This is a genomic window from Paenibacillus sp. P36, assembly GCF_045866505.1.
Lineage (GTDB): Bacteria > Bacillota > Bacilli > Paenibacillales > NBRC-103111 > Paenibacillus_E > Paenibacillus_E chondroitinus.
The window spans coordinates 2895864-2911091 of record NZ_AP038372.1; the positions used below are offsets into that span (position 1 = coordinate 2895864).

The window sequence follows — 15228 nt, forward strand, 5'->3', positions numbered from 1 at the left end:
TCATCCAATGATGGAAATCAACCAAAGAAATGGTAACATTTATGTACATGTTTACTGTTATTTCTTATGCTAAAATTCCAATTTTTTCATCCGCATACTCTGAAATGGAGCCCTCTTAACATTGTGCTTGATTTTAAACCGCACTCGGTCTTAATATGAAATAAATAGAATATATTGGTTTTAATCTAGTGTCGAAACTGAATCTCATATCATTTTCACCTGTCAGTATTCCTAGCATACGATGTAGGAAGGTGGTGGTGAAAAGTGATATTAACAGTTGCGGGCTGGATGATTTACACATTATGGGCCATATTCGGGCTAATGATTATCCATTTTCTAATTTCCTTCTTCAAAATGTTCTGGGAAGGAGCATTCGATGTTACATTCGTACTAGGTTATTTAAAAGATGTCCTCTATTATGTTTTACCTTTGAATGTGCTTGTAAATTTAGTTTCAATCGATCCCACAGGTTGGATTCTTGTGATCTTTTATTTCATCTGTGGGGTCGCTGTCATTCTCAAATATTTATTGGATATCAAAAGAATTTTCCAATAAATAACTAGCGGGCCTTCTTTAAGTTGGTCCCAGGAAAGGAAGTGAAGCCATGAGGAGATATCAATGGATTAGGTGGCGAAAATTCATCCTCTGGCTAGCAGCCCTCGTAATCATCGGTTTAGTTTTGTTCGTTGGAGGGCCGACCTATTGGAATGCCGCGTTAACCATCGCCAGCTTGTTATTTCAGTTGTTATTCGCAGTACTATTCATGATCATCCAGTTCGTAGCACTCTTCTGGTTTCTTGCCAGGGGACGCACCTACTGGATATTGCCAGGCGAGACCGGCGCAACCTGGGACGATTATCGGGGGAACCCCGAAATTGTTGAGAATGCGAAGCGGATTGTGACCCTGCTCAAAGGGGTCAAGGAGTTCAAGGAGATGGGTGGGGAGGCAATCCGTGGATTGCTGTTATGCGGGCCTCCCGGCACCGGAAAATCTTACTTGGCTCAGGTAATTGCCAATGAAGCGCAAGTGCCTTTCGCTTATGCTTCAGCTCCGAGCTTTCAGAACATGTTCTTCGGCGTAGGGAACCTGAAAGTAATGGGTATCTTCCGGAAGGCGCGGAAGCTCGCGAGAGTGTACGGCGCCTGCATTATCTTCATTGACGAGATCGATGCGATCGGCATGAGCCGTCAAGGAGGCGCTGGAGCAGGCATGATGGGTATGATGGGCATGGGCGGAGGCTCCGGTCTGCTCAATGAGCTTCTCTTGCAGATGGACCCGCCGAATATCGACAATTCCAAAATCGCCAAGCTGCTCCGTTCGTTGGGGCTGCGCCGCAAAAAGGCGGAGCGTCCAGCGGTATTGACGGTTGCGGCAACAAATTTGCCTGACGTCCTGGACTCTGCCTTGCTGCGGCCAGGTCGATTCGATCGGCAGCTGTGGGTCGATGTTCCCGACTATGACGGGCGGGTAGACATCTTCCGGTACTACTTGAAAAAAGTGAAAACGGACGCTTCGCTTACTGCGGAAGCAGCGGGACTTGACTCCATCGGATACAGCCCGGCGCAGATCAAGCATATCGTGAACGAAGCCGTAGTCATCGCGCATCAACGTGGCGCCCAAGTGGCCAGTTACGAAGACTTCCGAGCTGCGATGGAGACCTACGAGTGGGGTCTCAAACAGCCGCTTCGTTCGATGAGAGACGATGAGAAGCGGAATGTGGCTTACCACGAGGCGGGCCATGCGGTAGCGCAGTTCCTGCTCAAGCCGCATGAACGCGTGTGGAAGGTGACGATTATTCGCCGTGGCGGTGCGCTCGGACTCGCTGCAACTAAACCGACGCATGAGCGTTATAACCGAAGCGACAGCGAGATTTTAGCGGAAATTCAAGTCTGTCTGGCTGCTCGTGCCGTGGAAGAGGAATTCCTGAACAAGAAATTGAACGGAGTAACTTCGGATCTCCAGCAGGCAACATTGCTGGCAGGATCATACTTGGGCATGGTTGGGATGGGCGATGAACTGTTCAGTTTTCTCGCTATCGGCTCCCCTGCTGAAGGTTTGAAGGCGCTCCGACCTAAGATTAATGAACTGCTGAAAGATCAAATGCTCGAAGTGAAGAAGCTAGTCAAGGAATACGACGGTTTCGTTCACGCCATTGCGGAAGAGCTTCTGCAGCGCGGTGATCTGACCGGAGATGAAATTGAAGAAATCTTCGTGAAGTTGTATGGGCAAAGTCGGCCTATTCTACCTGATGTGAAGCCGCCGGTACTCGATGCTCCGAGCAAAGAGGTACCGGGATTCAGAATAGATGAGATGTCCTAGCGGATACCGCTGGGGCATTTTTTTTTCCTCCCTGGCAAAGAGGAACTACAGGGCGCTATTTCATCGAAATAGGCTCTTTTTCACGTGGAGAGGAACTGTGGGCTGCTATTTGTCCGTTTTCTATAAGAAATCGGGATTATGCGGTCAAATAACGCCCTGTAGTTCCGTTTGAACGCGGAAACGAGCTGAGTTTGCTAGTATAGCGGCCTGTAGTTCCACAAAAGTTGTATCGTTGATTAACTTAACTCATGCCACACCACACCTATATACATAATCACGCAAGAGAGGTAGCATGAAGAGGAAACCTGTCGATCTGGAGAGGATGTCATAAAATGAATGTTTTCACGAAACGCAAAAGAGAACTGGAACAATACGCTCCAGCACCAACGCTCGATAGGAACAGCATCGATACTTTTTGGAGCAGCACACTCGAAGCGGCATCCCGGCAGCCGTTATCGATCCGAAGGGAGCAGCAATCCCCGTTTTTTCCTTCTGTACGGATGGACAAGCTGACCTATCTCGGTCATGACGGCACGCCAATTCACGCGTGGTTTCTCGTCCCTGATAGTCCGAGTGCGAACCAGAAGCCGCCTTGTGTCGTCATGTTCCCCGGTTACACCGGAGACAGAGGCCTCCCTGAGCGGTACGCCGTCTGGCTGCTGCTCGGCTATGCTGTTCTGGCCGTTGACGCCAGAGGCCAAACAGGAGAAACAGGCAATCTCCTTCAGGATGATACTGGTTCGGCAAAAGGCTGGGTTTCGCAGAACCTGCTCACCAAGGAGCGCAGCTATTATTTGGCGCTTGCGCTGGATGTCGTTCGCGCCGTGGAAGCCGCACGGCAGCAGCCCGAAATCGACGCTAGCCGGATCGCAGTTGTCGGCGCAAGCCAGGGCGGCGGCATGGCGCTGCTCGCCGGAGCACTCAGCACTCATGTCAAGGCAGTCGTTGCCGACATTCCGAATATGTGCCATTTGGATTATGGCATTCTGCATTCCACAGGTTCCCTAACGGAGATCGCCAACTATTTGAAGCGCCATCCGGATAAGCTGGGACAAGCTCTGGAGTCATTGGCTTATTTCGACATTGTGAACCTTGCTCATCGTATTCAGGCTCTTGTGCTGATGTCGGTCGGTTGGAAGGACACCGTCTGCATGCCGGAGACGATATATGCTGCGTATAACCGGTTGACTTGTTCAAAACTTATCTACGATTACCCATTTTCGGGACATGAAACGAGTGAAGAGCATCACAGAAAAGTTATTCGCTTTTTGCAAGAATGCTTTAGTGAGTGAGTTGGAGGCGAAAATAATGACGGTTAACAGCCATTTACGATTAGATGTTCAACAATCCTGGTGGGCGATGTCGGGACTAGGAAACGGTGAGACCGAATGGTCCATGGAACAGAAATTTGAGAAGCTGGCGGAGGCCGGATTTACCGGTATTTTAGGAAGACTGCCACAAGGGGAAGAAGCGGATAAATGGCATCGTTTGCTGCAGGAGTATGGTTTTAGTTTTGGGGTGCAAATGGTTCCCTTCCCGCGTGCAGGAGAGGATATCAGGGTATTCCTGCAGGCGGCCAAACAATTCGGAGCCCGGTATATCAACGCGCAAGTGTTGGATCAATATACGGTCGGTGTCGAAGCCATCACCGGGTTGAATGGGCTCATTCAGCAAGCCGAGGAAGTAGGCATCCCTTTCTTCGTTGAAACACACCGCGGACGTGTGACCCAAGATCTGATTCGGACAGCAGAATATGTTGAGGCGCTTCCGAAACTGCGACTAACGAACGATCTGTCTCACTACATCGTCGGTTCAGCCATCAGCGAAGAAGGGGTTGACCCGGTGACAGAAGGCTTATTCGCCAAACTGCTCCAGCACACTTCAAGCATTCATGCCCGAGTATCGAACGGCAATCAAGTTCAGGTGGATATCGGGGAGCGTGGCGAGCATCCCATGGTGCAACATTTTGCCGGGTGGTGGCGTGAAGGGATGAGACATTGGGCGCAAACAGCTGCCGAAGGGGATTTTTTCCCGTTTGTGTGTGAGCTGGGACCGGCTTCCTACGCGATGGTCAGAGAAGATGGGAAGGAAATCTCCAATCGGTGGGAGCAAGCGCTCGTTTTCAAAAAAATTGCAGAGGAATTATGGCATGCCGTCCATTCGAATTGAACTGTTCATTCACGCACCGGCAGAAGTCATCTTTGACTTGGCCAGAAGCATCGATATCCATGCGAAGTCAACCGCTCAGACCAGGGAAAGACCGATCGCAGGCCGCACAAGCGGACTGATCGAACTGGGGGAGACCGTGACTTGGGAAGCGATCCATTTTGGGATCAAACAGAAGCTGACCGCGAAAATAACGGAAATGGAACGCCCATCTTATTTTGTTGATGAACAGGTTCGCGGTGCTTTCAAAAGTTTCAAGCACACCCACGAGTTTATCCCAGCCGAAGGCGGAAGAACACGGATGATTGATATTTTTGAGTACTGTTCACCGATGGGGATTTTGGGGAAATTAGCGGACAAATGGTTTTTGGAAGCCTATATGCGTGACTTTTTATTGCAGAGGAACCTGTATATCAAGTCTGAAGCTGAGAAAGCAATGAAGGAGAAATAAAAGGGAATCCCGCAAGCCGCGATAAGGGGCTGGGGATTCCCTTTTACTTTTTTTTGCAGATATCTTGACAGTTATATTGAGAAACATTATCATTTGATATATTAAGTGAAATTGAAAATCATTATCAATTAGTTCGAGCTATCAACCACATCACGGGGGTGTCCCATACATATGATTAACGCAAATGAAGTCGGAATGGGCATGGGAACCATGCAAGTGCTTGCTGATTATCAACTGGAGCGTTGGATTCGGAGCCATACGCAAGTGATCAGCAAGGGCCGGCCGGATGAACCGGATTGGAAACAGCTTACACAATATGCCGCCTATCACGCGATTAACGAATGGTACTCGCTGCCGCTCAAATCTCGGACGTTCCTGACCTTAACGAACTTATTTGAGCGTCGCTGGACGAATAAATTTCGCAAGTTTGATTCACTTGGTTTCTACGTGGATGTTAAGCGAAGCGTACTTATGCATTTGTACAAAGCGCTTACCGGGCCAAATGCTGTGGAATGCCCGCTGATGCTTTTTGAAAGCAGCAAGGTGTGGGTGGAAGAACTTAACTTGGGTTTGTCGATGATTATGCAAGTCATGGAGCCGACGAAAGCTTCGTTCGTCATTCATAAATATATGATGGAAGAAAACGAGGCAGCGGTGCAGATGTTTTTCCATATGACGGTCGTATATTGCTACAAAGCATTTGGTAAATTGCCGGAGCGTCTGCAAGTGTGGAATTTGATGAATGGCAAGCAATACCGGATGAACCCGGAGGATATGGATTTAAGCAGCTCCATGGACTATTTAAAACTTGTTTCAGAAGTCTATATGCAAAATGATAACTGTCCGTGCTGCTCCGGCCGGTTAGTCATGTAAAAAGTAGGGGGAGCTTCATGGATAGCAACCGATTTTGGCAGTCCAGCAATGATTTATTGCCGCTGCGTTTCACAACATTGACCACTTCAAATGAAGGGATTCTGTACGCGGGAACAGATGGAAAGGGTGTCTTTCAATTCACGCCTCTCCGCTCCTGGGAGAATGCTTCCCAAGGTTTGCCTGATCATCTGCATATTCACCGCTTGGACTGGGTGGATTCTCAATTATACGCTTCTACGAATTGTGGTTTATATGTGCTGGAAGATGAGGTTTGGAAACAAACCACTGTCGTCGATCCCTGCTACCGGGTGATCGGCTGGGGGGATCGTTTTGTGCTGACCTCCAAAGGGCTCCTTTGCGGCAACGAAGGCAAGTGGCAGCCACTTGCCTACCACAACAAGAAAACGTTCGACATGTTGGTAACTCCTCACTTTCTATTCCTTGGATATGAAGATGGCGTCGCGTTCTATGATTTATTGACAGGGGAATGGTGCGACCTTCACCTGAATCAAGCGGTGACCAGTTTGGCTGTCTTCAACCAAAAGTTGATAGGCACAACATCTCGTGGAGGTTTGGTGATGGGCAATAAGATGGGAGGTTTCCATCAAATACGTTTTGAAGGGATGCATTTGAACCGGTTAGTCTCGTATCAAGGAGATGTGTACGTATGTGCCAATACAGGGATCTATAAGTTGATAGATTTAAAAGGGCGCATCCTGCTGCATTCCTATAATGTGCAAGCTGAAGTGACCGATTTGCTGATTTGGAGAGGTATCATGATGATCTCCACGCTTCAATCCGGGATTAAATATAAAAATGAACATAAATCGGCATTTCAGACCATTTTATAGGGAGATAGGGGAGTATAGTGATGCGCAAGGTTGTTTTAAGGATTCATTTAATCCTTAGTTTAGTATTGGGGCTCTTCATTGTCACAACCTGCACGACGGGTAGTCTGATCATAGTTGAGCCTGAGGTGGAAAGCTGGATGTATCCAATCGGCCAATCGCCTACACCGAGTGACATGATGCCCCTTTTCCTGATGATTACGGGAATCGTCATTTGGCAGCTTAAGGCGCGCGGACGCAAACGTAATAAAAAGCAGCAAACCGCGGCTACGGCGGCGGCATAACACGACCTACATACAAATCCCCCTCTCAACGTTTCAGTTGGCAGGGGGATTTCTCATTGATGCAGGAGCAATTTACGATAGGCGCTTGGGGTTAGGCCGGTGTGCCTTTTGAACAGCCGGTTAAAATAATCGGCATTCTGAAAGCCTGAAGCGTGCATCACTTCATAGATTTTCATATCCGGAGATGCCAGAAGGCGGCAGCTATGCGTTATTCTTTGCTTTTGAACGAATCGCATGTAGCTGGTTCCCAGATGCCGGTGGCAGATCCGCAGAATCTGGCGCTCGCTCAGCTGGAATTTCTCAGTTAACATCGGTAACGTATAGTCATCGGGCATCGCATGAGTAAGAAAATCAAGGAATTGTTCAACGTTGCGGTTTGAGCTTCTAGTTGGGAGAAGGGTGAATGGCTCCTTTTTGGCGTCACTGATGTTCGCCAAGATAGGGGCAAACCGCCATTCGCTGCAGCGAATTAACAATACGAGCAGTTCAGTCACCAAGGCCATGGCCTGCGTTAAATAAGCAGCATCTCGTTTGGCCAGAATGTCCTGCATGCTTTCACTAATCCTGCGAATGGCGCCCAGGTGATCGGTTGCTTTGGCCCAGCGCTGCAGGGAGTCGGTGTGCTCCCCCTTACCAATCAGCCAATCGATCATTTGCTTGATAGATAAATCGGGAAGGCAAGCCTTCAGATGCTCGAGCCATTCCGAGCGAATGATGATATTGCGGACGATCAGTGGGGCGGCACGCTTGGCCGGCGAAGGACGAAAAACGTGAGAAACACCGATGGGCAGGGCGAAGACATCCCCCTCCTGAACGTGCATAGGCTGGCTATCGATATATTGGATGCCTTTGCCATCAAGCACAACAACGATCTCTATGAAATCGTGAACATGCTCTAGCAGCCATTGGGTTTCTTTCACTTCATTCACATAGAGAAATCCGTTCTCTTCGATGTATTCGGCGGCAGAATAGGAACCCAGCTTTCTTGGCATGGTCATTCAGTTCCCTCATTTCTTGGGACGATGTCCGAAATGGTGGTAGGCAGGTCTGTTTTGTAAGTGGTTGCAAGATTACTTCAATTATACAATATAGACAGGTTTCGAAAATATAGGATGGTCTATGAGGTGAGCGAAAAAATGGCAACTTATGAAGCAGCAGCCTATTATTTTCCCAATTACCATCGGGATAAGCGAAATGATGCATGGCACGGAGAAGGCTGGACGGAATGGGAGCTTGTGAAACGTGCGGAGCCTAAATTCCCCGGCCATCAACAGCCGAAAGTGCCTTTATGGGGTTACGAGGATGAAGCGGATCCGGCTGTCATGGCTCGTAAAATAGCAGCGGCGGCCGATCATGGCCTTACCGCATTCATCTTTGATTGGTACTGGTATGAGGATGGCCCCTTCCTGCAGCGAGCGCTGGATGAAGGATTCCTGCAAGCTCCGAATAATGACCGGTTGAAATTTTCCATTATGTGGGCGAATCATGATTGGGTCGACATTCATCCCGCTCAGCGCAGCCGACCTTACAATGTGCAGGCCGAGGGCCATATCAGTGAGAAGTGCTTCGTTGAAGCGACGGACCATATGATTCAGAACTACTTTTCACATCCTTCCTATTGGTGTGTAAATGAAGGGCTTTATGTCTCGTTCTACGAAATTCACAGTCTGATTCGTGGTTTAGGCGGAATTGCAGAAACGGCGCGAATTTTACAAGAGTTCCGTGAAAGAGTGCGGGCGGCCGGATTAGGGGAGCTGCACCTAAACGTCGTCGTTTGGGGGCTGCAAATTCTGCCTACGGAGCAAAAGATTGCGAATATCCATGAGGTGCTGGAGCAGCTTGGTCTGGACAGTATTTCTTCGTATGTATGGATTCATCATCAGCCTCTGGATCTGTTCCCGGAGACTGATTATGGAGCCATTCGTGAGAAGTCGCAGCTTGATTATGAGAAGTTCACGGCAGACTATAAGCTGCCTTATTATCCGAATGTGACGATGGGCTGGGATTCCTCTCCGCGAACGGTGCAGTCGGAATCCTTTGAAGATTTGGGGTATCCGTACATGGCTACCCTCGCAGGGAATACACCTCAAGCGTTTAAGCTGGCCTTGGAGGGTGTCAAAGCATTTCTCGATCGCGGCATGACGCAACCTCCCATCTTCACTATTAATGCGTGGAACGAATGGACGGAAGGCAGCTATTTGGAGCCGGATACGATCAATGGAATGGCCTATTTGGAAGCGATCCGAGATGTATTCGGCGGCAGGGCGCAAGAGGGAGAAGGAGCCTCTACGAAAAAAACACTTGAACGCTAAGTGGACTTGTCGTACAGTTTTAATAACCTTAAGTCGGAGCTGGCCCTTCATCTTGGAGGGCTGGTTATTCATATTTCTAGAAGGAAAGAAGGGGCTTACAACGAGACTTTACGCATTTATGTTGTTTTACGCAGTTATTTATATGGGGAATGCGGTATACGGCACATTTTTACCGGTCTACCTGTATAACGTCAAATTTTCTCAGGAGCAAATCGGCATGCTGCTCAGCCTTGGACCGCTCGTTGCCATGTTAGGTCAACCGATCTGGGGAGCGCTTGGTGATCGTTCCAAAACCAAAAATAGTGTGCTTGCTTTACTTTTAATCGGGAGCGGCATTTCCATTATGTTTTTCCCGCTTTCACATCAGTTCATTTATTTGCTTATATTAATTTGCGTGTTTATGTTTTTCCAAACGTCTATTTTCGCGTTAAGCGATGCAATAACATTGGAAGAATTGGATCGGCGTCCCAAATGGAATTTTGGTTGGATTCGCCTTGGTGGTACCATCGGTTTCGCCACGATGTCGCTGGTGTTCGGGATCGTCGCCAAATCGCATATTAACTCCATGTTCCCTGTCTATGCAGGAACGATGCTTGCGGGGTTGCTGCTGCTATGGTGTTTTCCGCCAGCGGCGAGCCGTCAGACCAACGTAACCGGCAAACGGTTTCGCGAGCTTTTCCGCAATGGCAAGCTGATGTTTTATTTGGGCATTAATTTCATTGTACAAGTTACACTGGGCTATTATTATGCCTTTTTCCCCATTTACTTCAAGGAAATGGGGGCCGATAGCTTGCTGCTCGGCTGGTCGATGGTCATTTCTTCGATGAGCGAGCTGCCGTTCCTGCTGTTTTCCGGCTGGATCTTCAAGCGCGTTTCGATCTCGATGATTCTGATCATTGCCGCACTTGCGTCTGGCATCCGGTGGTTCTTATTTTCCATCATTGATCAACCGCATTGGATTTTGCCGGTACAGGCGCTGCATGGTGTGATTTTCATCGTATTGTCTGTGACCTTGGCGACATTCATTAACCGTGAAGTGCCTGCCGAGTGGAAAGCCAGCGGTCAGACGCTGAATGGCTTGCTCAGCCTTGGAGCCGCCCGTATCATCGGCAGCTTCTTCGGTGGAATCATGAGCGCTGCTTACGGCATGAGACAAGTTTTTCTATACAGCTCATGGGTGTCTATGGCGACTGTGGTTGTATTCGGGCTCGTCGTTTGGCTGCGGAGGAAGCAGAATGTGCCGAGCCCATCGTTGACGAAGTGAGCTTGCTAACACCGAACCCTGATGGATTTGATCCGTCAGGGTTTTTCTTGACCAAGGTAAAAATCGTGCACAAATAAGTAAAAATAATGCTTGATTTTGTGTGTTCACTTGCTTCCGCTTGGATAGTCGCGCATTTATTGCGACAGATCGACAAAATCATACAAATTAGACTCCTTTCCGATACAAGTAAAGACTTGTATAATATTAGGAAATGAAGCATCCATAGCTGTGGCCGGATTCCTGACATGATCGGAAATCCGTTTTTTTATGTAGAGACAGGGGTGTATACGATGTATAAAATCGTGATCGTTGATGACGAAGTGGAAGTCAGAGAAGGCATCAAAGAGAGCATCGATTGGGAGCGGCACGGCTTTGAATGTATTGGAGACTACCGAAATGGCAGTGAAGCGTTGGAAGCCATTGCAGAACTTCGGCCTGATCTCGTTTTGTCGGATATCTGCATGCCTTTTATGGACGGAATTGAATTAACCAGGCAGATCCACTTGAATTATCCTTATATTAAGGTGATTATTCTAACGGGTCATGACGAATTCGATTATGCCCAGAAAGCACTGCGCTTGAAGGTGCATGATTATATCGTCAAACCAATAACGGCAAACGAGCTTCGCCAACTGCTGGATAAAGTCAAAGATGAGATGGATAAGGAAGCTGAAAACCGTGAGAATCTTTCACTTCTGAAGATGCAGCTTCATCAAAGTTTGCCTTTGTTAAGAGAGCGGTTTCTTGAGCAGTTAGTGGGCGGTACAATGCGGGATGACCGGGTACAAGAGAGGTTCGCGTATTTCAGCTTGCCGCCTATTGCCCCGCCATATCTGGTTGTTGCGATTGACATCGACGACTTTGACGATATCAAGAAAGAGAAATGGCAAAACGATCCGGAGCTTTTCCGATCCGCAGCCTTCAATATTGTGCAAGAAGTGACGGAGGGGAAAAACGCCATCGTCTTTCGGACGAGGGAGGAGCGAATGGTTGTCATTTTCTCCGGCGAAGCGGAAGAAGGGACTTATGAAACTGCGCTTCATGTATCGGAAGTGATCCGTTTCTGCATGGAGAAATATTTGAAATTCACTGTGACGGTCGGTGTAGGCACGTTGTGCGGATCTTTCCATGAGCTCCCGCAATCTTATAACGGAGCGATTTCTGCACTGGATTACCGGTTTTTGCATGGGAAAAATAAGGTCATTTCCATCCAGGACATGGAAGGTGCCAAGAAACCGACACAGCAGCTGGATATCGAGTGGAATCGCAGGTTTGCAACGCTAATCAAAACGGGGACGCTAGAGGAAGCTCACCTATTGACGGGGCAGTTAATAAGCAATTTAAAGGCATCTTTGATGCCGATAGGAGCTTGTTATCTCCAAATTCAGGCGATTATTATTGCCATAATGACCACCATTCACGAGCTTGCTGGACATGACAGTGCGCATTTTCAAGGCCATGATATTGTGATCAAAGATATTAATCGGTTTAAAACGCTGGATGAGATTGAAACTTGGCTGAAGTCGATTTGCAGGGAAGCCATTTCGTATATTTCGGAGCAAAGAAACGATCAGACGAAAATGCAAGTTCGGAGTGTGACCGAATATATCGACGAGCACTATTCCGACGAGAACCTCACGGTCGATGACCTCTGCCGCCATGTGCATTTGAGCCGAAGCTATTTCAGCACCGTTTTCAAGCAGCACAAAGAGCAGACGATCATGGAATATGTAACGCGGGTTCGCATTGAAAAAGCAAAGGATTTACTGCAGCATACGGTGCTGAGATCCTATGAAGTCGGGGCGAAAGTAGGTTATTCCGATCCGCAATACTTTAGTGTGTTGTTCAAGAAAAACACGGGAACATCCCCTAAGGAGTACCGAGAAAAGCTGTTAAGGGAGAAAATCCAATGAGAAAAGAAAAGGATGTCGGCATGTTTCTTTTTAAATTTAGAAGCATCCAATCCAGTATTTCTGTCGTCTTTTCTTGCTTGATTTTATTTTTGATAACGATTACAAGTTATATTTCCTATCAACTCTCGGCTGACGCGGTAGAAATGAATTCCAAGCACTACATCGCTGAAATTATTCAACAGGTTAATATCAACATTCAATCCTACATAACCAACATGGAAGATATCTCTATGCTGGCCTCCACGAATAAAGATGTGAAGTATTATATTACGGGAAACGGCTTCATTAGCGAAGAGGAACGCAGACCGTATGAGAAACGAATCTCGGATTTATTTCAATCCATTTTAATTACACGGAAAGATATTGCCTCGATCATGGTTTTTGGCTATAACAACCGTTTTGTTTCTGACCGCAGGATTACAAGTTTGAATACGAACTCCGGGTTCGAGGAGCAGCCGTGGTATAAAAACGCGAAAGCGGAAGGAGGCAAATCTGTTATCTCTGCACCGCATGTCCAGAACCTTATCCAAAACGAGTATCGTTGGGTGGTATCACTCAGCCGGGAGTTAAAAAGTGCAGACGGTATAACGGGAGAAGGTATTTTCCTTGTTGATCTCAATTTGAGTGTTTTGAATGAAATATGCAGCCATATTAACTTGGGCAAAAGAGGTTATGTATTCATCATCGATAAGGATGGAAGCCTCGTGTACCACCCCCAGCAGAAGCTGATTAACAGCAATCTCAAGACAGAGATGATCGATCAGGTGAAGCAGTCCGGCAGCGGCAGCTTTGTTACGGGGGAAGGGAACAAGAAACGGATCTATACGATTCAAGAAACACATTTCGGCTGGAAAATCGTAGGGGTCGCCTATGCCAGTGAGCTGATCGCCAACCAGAATCAAATTAATCTGTCTTATTTTTTATGGACGATTCTAGCCTTAGTCATCGCGTTATACCTCTCCTTTTTCATTTCTCGTCATCTATCCAGACCCATCAAACTTCTTCAGAGCAGCATGAAACAAGTGGAAAAAGGAGATTTCAGCATCCGTTCGGAATTTCGGAGCGGCAATGAAATCGGACAATTGGGTCAGACCTTCAATATCATGGTTGGCCGGATCAAAGATTTAATGAATCAAATCATTCAAAACGAAGAAAGCAAACGCAAAAGCGAAATGAAGCTGCTGGAAGCGCAAATTAATCCTCATTTTTTATACAATACACTGGATTCGATTATCTGGATGGCAGAGCGAAAAAAACACGAGGAGGTCGTTCTGATGACTTCATCGTTAGCTAAGCTATTTCGCGCGATTATTAATAAAAACAATGAAACCGTGCCCGTTCGAGTGGAAATTGAACATATCACCAACTATTTGTTGATTCAAACGTTACGGTACAAAGATAAGCTTGATTTTCAAATCGACGTAGATCCCGGGATTCTTGATATTCATATCCCCAAAATTATCTTGCAGCCCATTGTTGAAAATGCGATCTATCATGGCATCAAAAATAGCTTGGAGCCTGGTTTGGTTCACATAACGGGGAAAGAAGACGGGGATACGATTGTTTTTGTAGTTGCGGATAACGGGGTCGGCATGGAGCCGGAGAAGCTGGATCAGATTTTGAAAATGAAAGATGGCATCGTCCGAGGGATTGGGGTTAGCAATGTTCATGAACGCATTAAACTTTTTGGCCATGAGTTCGGTTTAAGTTTTCACAGTGAGAAGTGGGAGGGGACGGAGGTTACGATTGTGCTTCCCAAATGTGTCCAGAAAGGAGCGCTAGATGGTTCTTAAAAAGCCCGTGTTTTTGGCCGTGCTGCTCGTCATTGTGATTGGCTTCTTAGTGGTCTACAGTGTGGAGATGCTGCGCATTACGAATCAGAGAAAGTTTGAGATCGCCGTCGTATTGAAAACGAACAATATTCGCTCGGATTACTGGCAGATGGTGAGTTCAGGGGTAAAGGCGGCAGCCAAGGAGTTGGCTGTCAACATTGATATTACGGGGCCGTTATCTGAGACGGACACAGCTGGCCAAATTCGTAATTTGGACGAGGCTCTTGCAAAGAAACCTGATGCGATTATTTTGGCAGCGACCGATTACGAAAGACTTACACCAACGGTAGATAAAATAAGAGCGGCCGGCATCAAGGTGATTCTGATTGACTCTCCGATTCAAACGCACGTAGAAGCAAGTCTTATTGCTACTGACAATATCGAAGCGGGAAGAAAGGCTGGCAAGATATTGGCCGGTGGGCAGAACGGAAGCTTATACCGTGTTATGACACTCAGCAGCAGGAAAGGCTCCATCGTCGAAAAGGATCGCGAGGACGGCTTTAAAGACACGATCGCTGACTTTCCGGGAGTTGAATACGCTGGCAATTATGCATTTGACGGGACGGAAGATGGTGCTTATGACAGTGTGAAAGATCTGCTTGCACAGTATCCGGACATCCGAGGGATTGCTGGCTTGAGTGAAACAGCCGCTCTGGGAGCAGCCAGGGCTGTGAAGGAGAAGCAAAGATTAAATCAAATTAACATCGTCGGCTTCGACAGCTCCATTTACCAGATCAAACTATTGGAGGAAGGCAGTTTACAGGCAACGATCGTTCAAAAGCCATTTAATATGGGGTATTTGTCCCTGGAAACGGCTGTACAAGCTTTAAACGGGATTAAAGTGAATCCAAAGGTGAATATTGATGCTGTTGTTATCACGAAAGAAAACATGTATACGCAGGAAAATCAAGAGCTTCTCTTTCCATTGGTAGAAAAATAGGGGTAGAACGGAAGGGTGAGTCGAA

At 47.4% G+C, this 15228-nt stretch carries 14 protein-coding genes; 13 read left to right on the top strand and 1 reads right to left on the bottom strand.

Going from position 1 to position 15228, the window contains the following annotated elements:
- Window positions 1-264 precede the first annotated feature (264 nt).
- The 8 genes from ACKTT9_RS12915 (at window position 265) to ACKTT9_RS12950 (ending at window position 6942) form a co-directional block, all read left to right on the top strand.
- Window positions 265-555, top strand: coding sequence for a hypothetical protein (locus ACKTT9_RS12915; protein WP_161407345.1), 291 nt, complete (start codon window positions 265-267; stop codon window positions 553-555).
- Window positions 556-604: 49 nt separating this feature from the next.
- Window positions 605-2320 carry an AAA family ATPase gene (locus ACKTT9_RS12920; protein WP_407871896.1) on the top strand — a complete coding sequence of 572 codons (1716 nt, stop codon included), beginning with the start codon at window positions 605-607 and terminating at the stop codon, window positions 2318-2320.
- Between the two features lie 332 nt (window positions 2321-2652).
- A complete protein-coding gene (locus tag ACKTT9_RS12925) occupies window positions 2653-3612 on the top strand; it encodes an acetylxylan esterase (RefSeq protein WP_407871897.1) in 960 nt (319 codons plus the stop codon).
- 16 nt (window positions 3613-3628) lie between these two features.
- The gene (locus ACKTT9_RS12930) at window positions 3629-4489 is read left to right on the top strand and encodes a sugar phosphate isomerase/epimerase family protein (protein WP_407871898.1); all 861 of its coding nucleotides are present in this window, start codon (window positions 3629-3631) and stop codon (window positions 4487-4489) included.
- A complete protein-coding gene (locus ACKTT9_RS12935; protein ID WP_407871899.1) occupies window positions 4470-4937 on the top strand; it encodes an SRPBCC family protein in 468 nt (155 codons plus the stop codon). The genes ACKTT9_RS12930 and ACKTT9_RS12935 overlap by 20 nt, the downstream gene beginning before the upstream one ends.
- A gap of 171 nt (window positions 4938-5108) precedes the next feature.
- Window positions 5109-5810 (top strand): hypothetical protein, encoded by a 702-nt coding sequence (locus tag ACKTT9_RS12940; protein WP_407871900.1) that lies wholly within the window; start codon window positions 5109-5111, stop codon window positions 5808-5810.
- 17 nt (window positions 5811-5827) lie between these two features.
- Window positions 5828-6661, top strand: coding sequence for a hypothetical protein (locus tag ACKTT9_RS12945; RefSeq protein WP_407871901.1), 834 nt, complete (start codon window positions 5828-5830; stop codon window positions 6659-6661).
- A 20-nt stretch (window positions 6662-6681) separates the two neighbouring features.
- Complete coding sequence (locus ACKTT9_RS12950) at window positions 6682-6942, top strand: PepSY domain-containing protein (RefSeq protein ID WP_407871902.1); 261 nt, start codon at window positions 6682-6684, stop codon at window positions 6940-6942.
- Window positions 6943-6995: 53 nt separating this feature from the next.
- On the opposite strand, the gene ACKTT9_RS12955 is transcribed toward ACKTT9_RS12950, so the two are convergent.
- Window positions 6996-7940 (bottom strand): helix-turn-helix domain-containing protein, encoded by a 945-nt coding sequence (locus ACKTT9_RS12955; RefSeq protein WP_407871903.1) that lies wholly within the window; start codon window positions 7938-7940, stop codon window positions 6996-6998.
- Between the two features lie 138 nt (window positions 7941-8078).
- Between ACKTT9_RS12955 and ACKTT9_RS12960 the strand changes: the two genes are divergently transcribed.
- From ACKTT9_RS12960 to ACKTT9_RS12980, 5 genes are all read left to right on the top strand, one after another.
- Complete coding sequence (locus tag ACKTT9_RS12960) at window positions 8079-9254, top strand: glycoside hydrolase family 99-like domain-containing protein (RefSeq protein ID WP_407871904.1); 1176 nt, start codon at window positions 8079-8081, stop codon at window positions 9252-9254.
- Window positions 9255-9306: 52 nt separating this feature from the next.
- Window positions 9307-10518, top strand: coding sequence for an MFS transporter (locus ACKTT9_RS12965; RefSeq protein ID WP_407871905.1), 1212 nt, complete (start codon window positions 9307-9309; stop codon window positions 10516-10518).
- A gap of 290 nt (window positions 10519-10808) precedes the next feature.
- A complete protein-coding gene (locus ACKTT9_RS12970; RefSeq protein ID WP_407871906.1) occupies window positions 10809-12431 on the top strand; it encodes a response regulator in 1623 nt (540 codons plus the stop codon).
- A complete protein-coding gene (locus ACKTT9_RS12975; RefSeq protein ID WP_407871907.1) occupies window positions 12428-14224 on the top strand; it encodes a sensor histidine kinase in 1797 nt (598 codons plus the stop codon). Before ACKTT9_RS12970 ends, ACKTT9_RS12975 begins: the two co-directional genes overlap by 4 nt.
- Window positions 14214-15203: a substrate-binding domain-containing protein gene (locus ACKTT9_RS12980; protein WP_407871908.1), complete on the top strand. Its 990-nt coding sequence runs from the start codon at window positions 14214-14216 to the stop codon at window positions 15201-15203. Before ACKTT9_RS12975 ends, ACKTT9_RS12980 begins: the two co-directional genes overlap by 11 nt.
- The last annotated feature ends 25 nt before the right edge of the window (window positions 15204-15228 follow it).

Coding starts and splice junctions, on each gene's coding strand:
- ACKTT9_RS12920 (WP_407871896.1), top strand. CDS start 605: ATGAGGAGATATCAATGGATTAGGTGGCGAAAATTCATCCTCTGGCTA.
- ACKTT9_RS12950 (WP_407871902.1), top strand. CDS start 6,682: ATGCGCAAGGTTGTTTTAAGGATTCATTTAATCCTTAGTTTAGTATTG.
- ACKTT9_RS12970 (WP_407871906.1), top strand. CDS start 10,809: ATGTATAAAATCGTGATCGTTGATGACGAAGTGGAAGTCAGAGAAGGC.
- ACKTT9_RS12945 (WP_407871901.1), top strand. CDS start 5,828: ATGGATAGCAACCGATTTTGGCAGTCCAGCAATGATTTATTGCCGCTG.
- ACKTT9_RS12980 (WP_407871908.1), top strand. CDS start 14,214: ATGGTTCTTAAAAAGCCCGTGTTTTTGGCCGTGCTGCTCGTCATTGTG.
- ACKTT9_RS12975 (WP_407871907.1), top strand. CDS start 12,428: ATGAGAAAAGAAAAGGATGTCGGCATGTTTCTTTTTAAATTTAGAAGC.
- ACKTT9_RS12935 (WP_407871899.1), top strand. CDS start 4,470: ATGCCGTCCATTCGAATTGAACTGTTCATTCACGCACCGGCAGAAGTC.
- ACKTT9_RS12925 (WP_407871897.1), top strand. CDS start 2,653: ATGAATGTTTTCACGAAACGCAAAAGAGAACTGGAACAATACGCTCCA.
- ACKTT9_RS12955 (WP_407871903.1), bottom strand. CDS start 7,940: ATGACCATGCCAAGAAAGCTGGGTTCCTATTCTGCCGCCGAATACATC.
- ACKTT9_RS12940 (WP_407871900.1), top strand. CDS start 5,109: ATGATTAACGCAAATGAAGTCGGAATGGGCATGGGAACCATGCAAGTG.
- ACKTT9_RS12930 (WP_407871898.1), top strand. CDS start 3,629: ATGACGGTTAACAGCCATTTACGATTAGATGTTCAACAATCCTGGTGG.
- ACKTT9_RS12960 (WP_407871904.1), top strand. CDS start 8,079: ATGGCAACTTATGAAGCAGCAGCCTATTATTTTCCCAATTACCATCGG.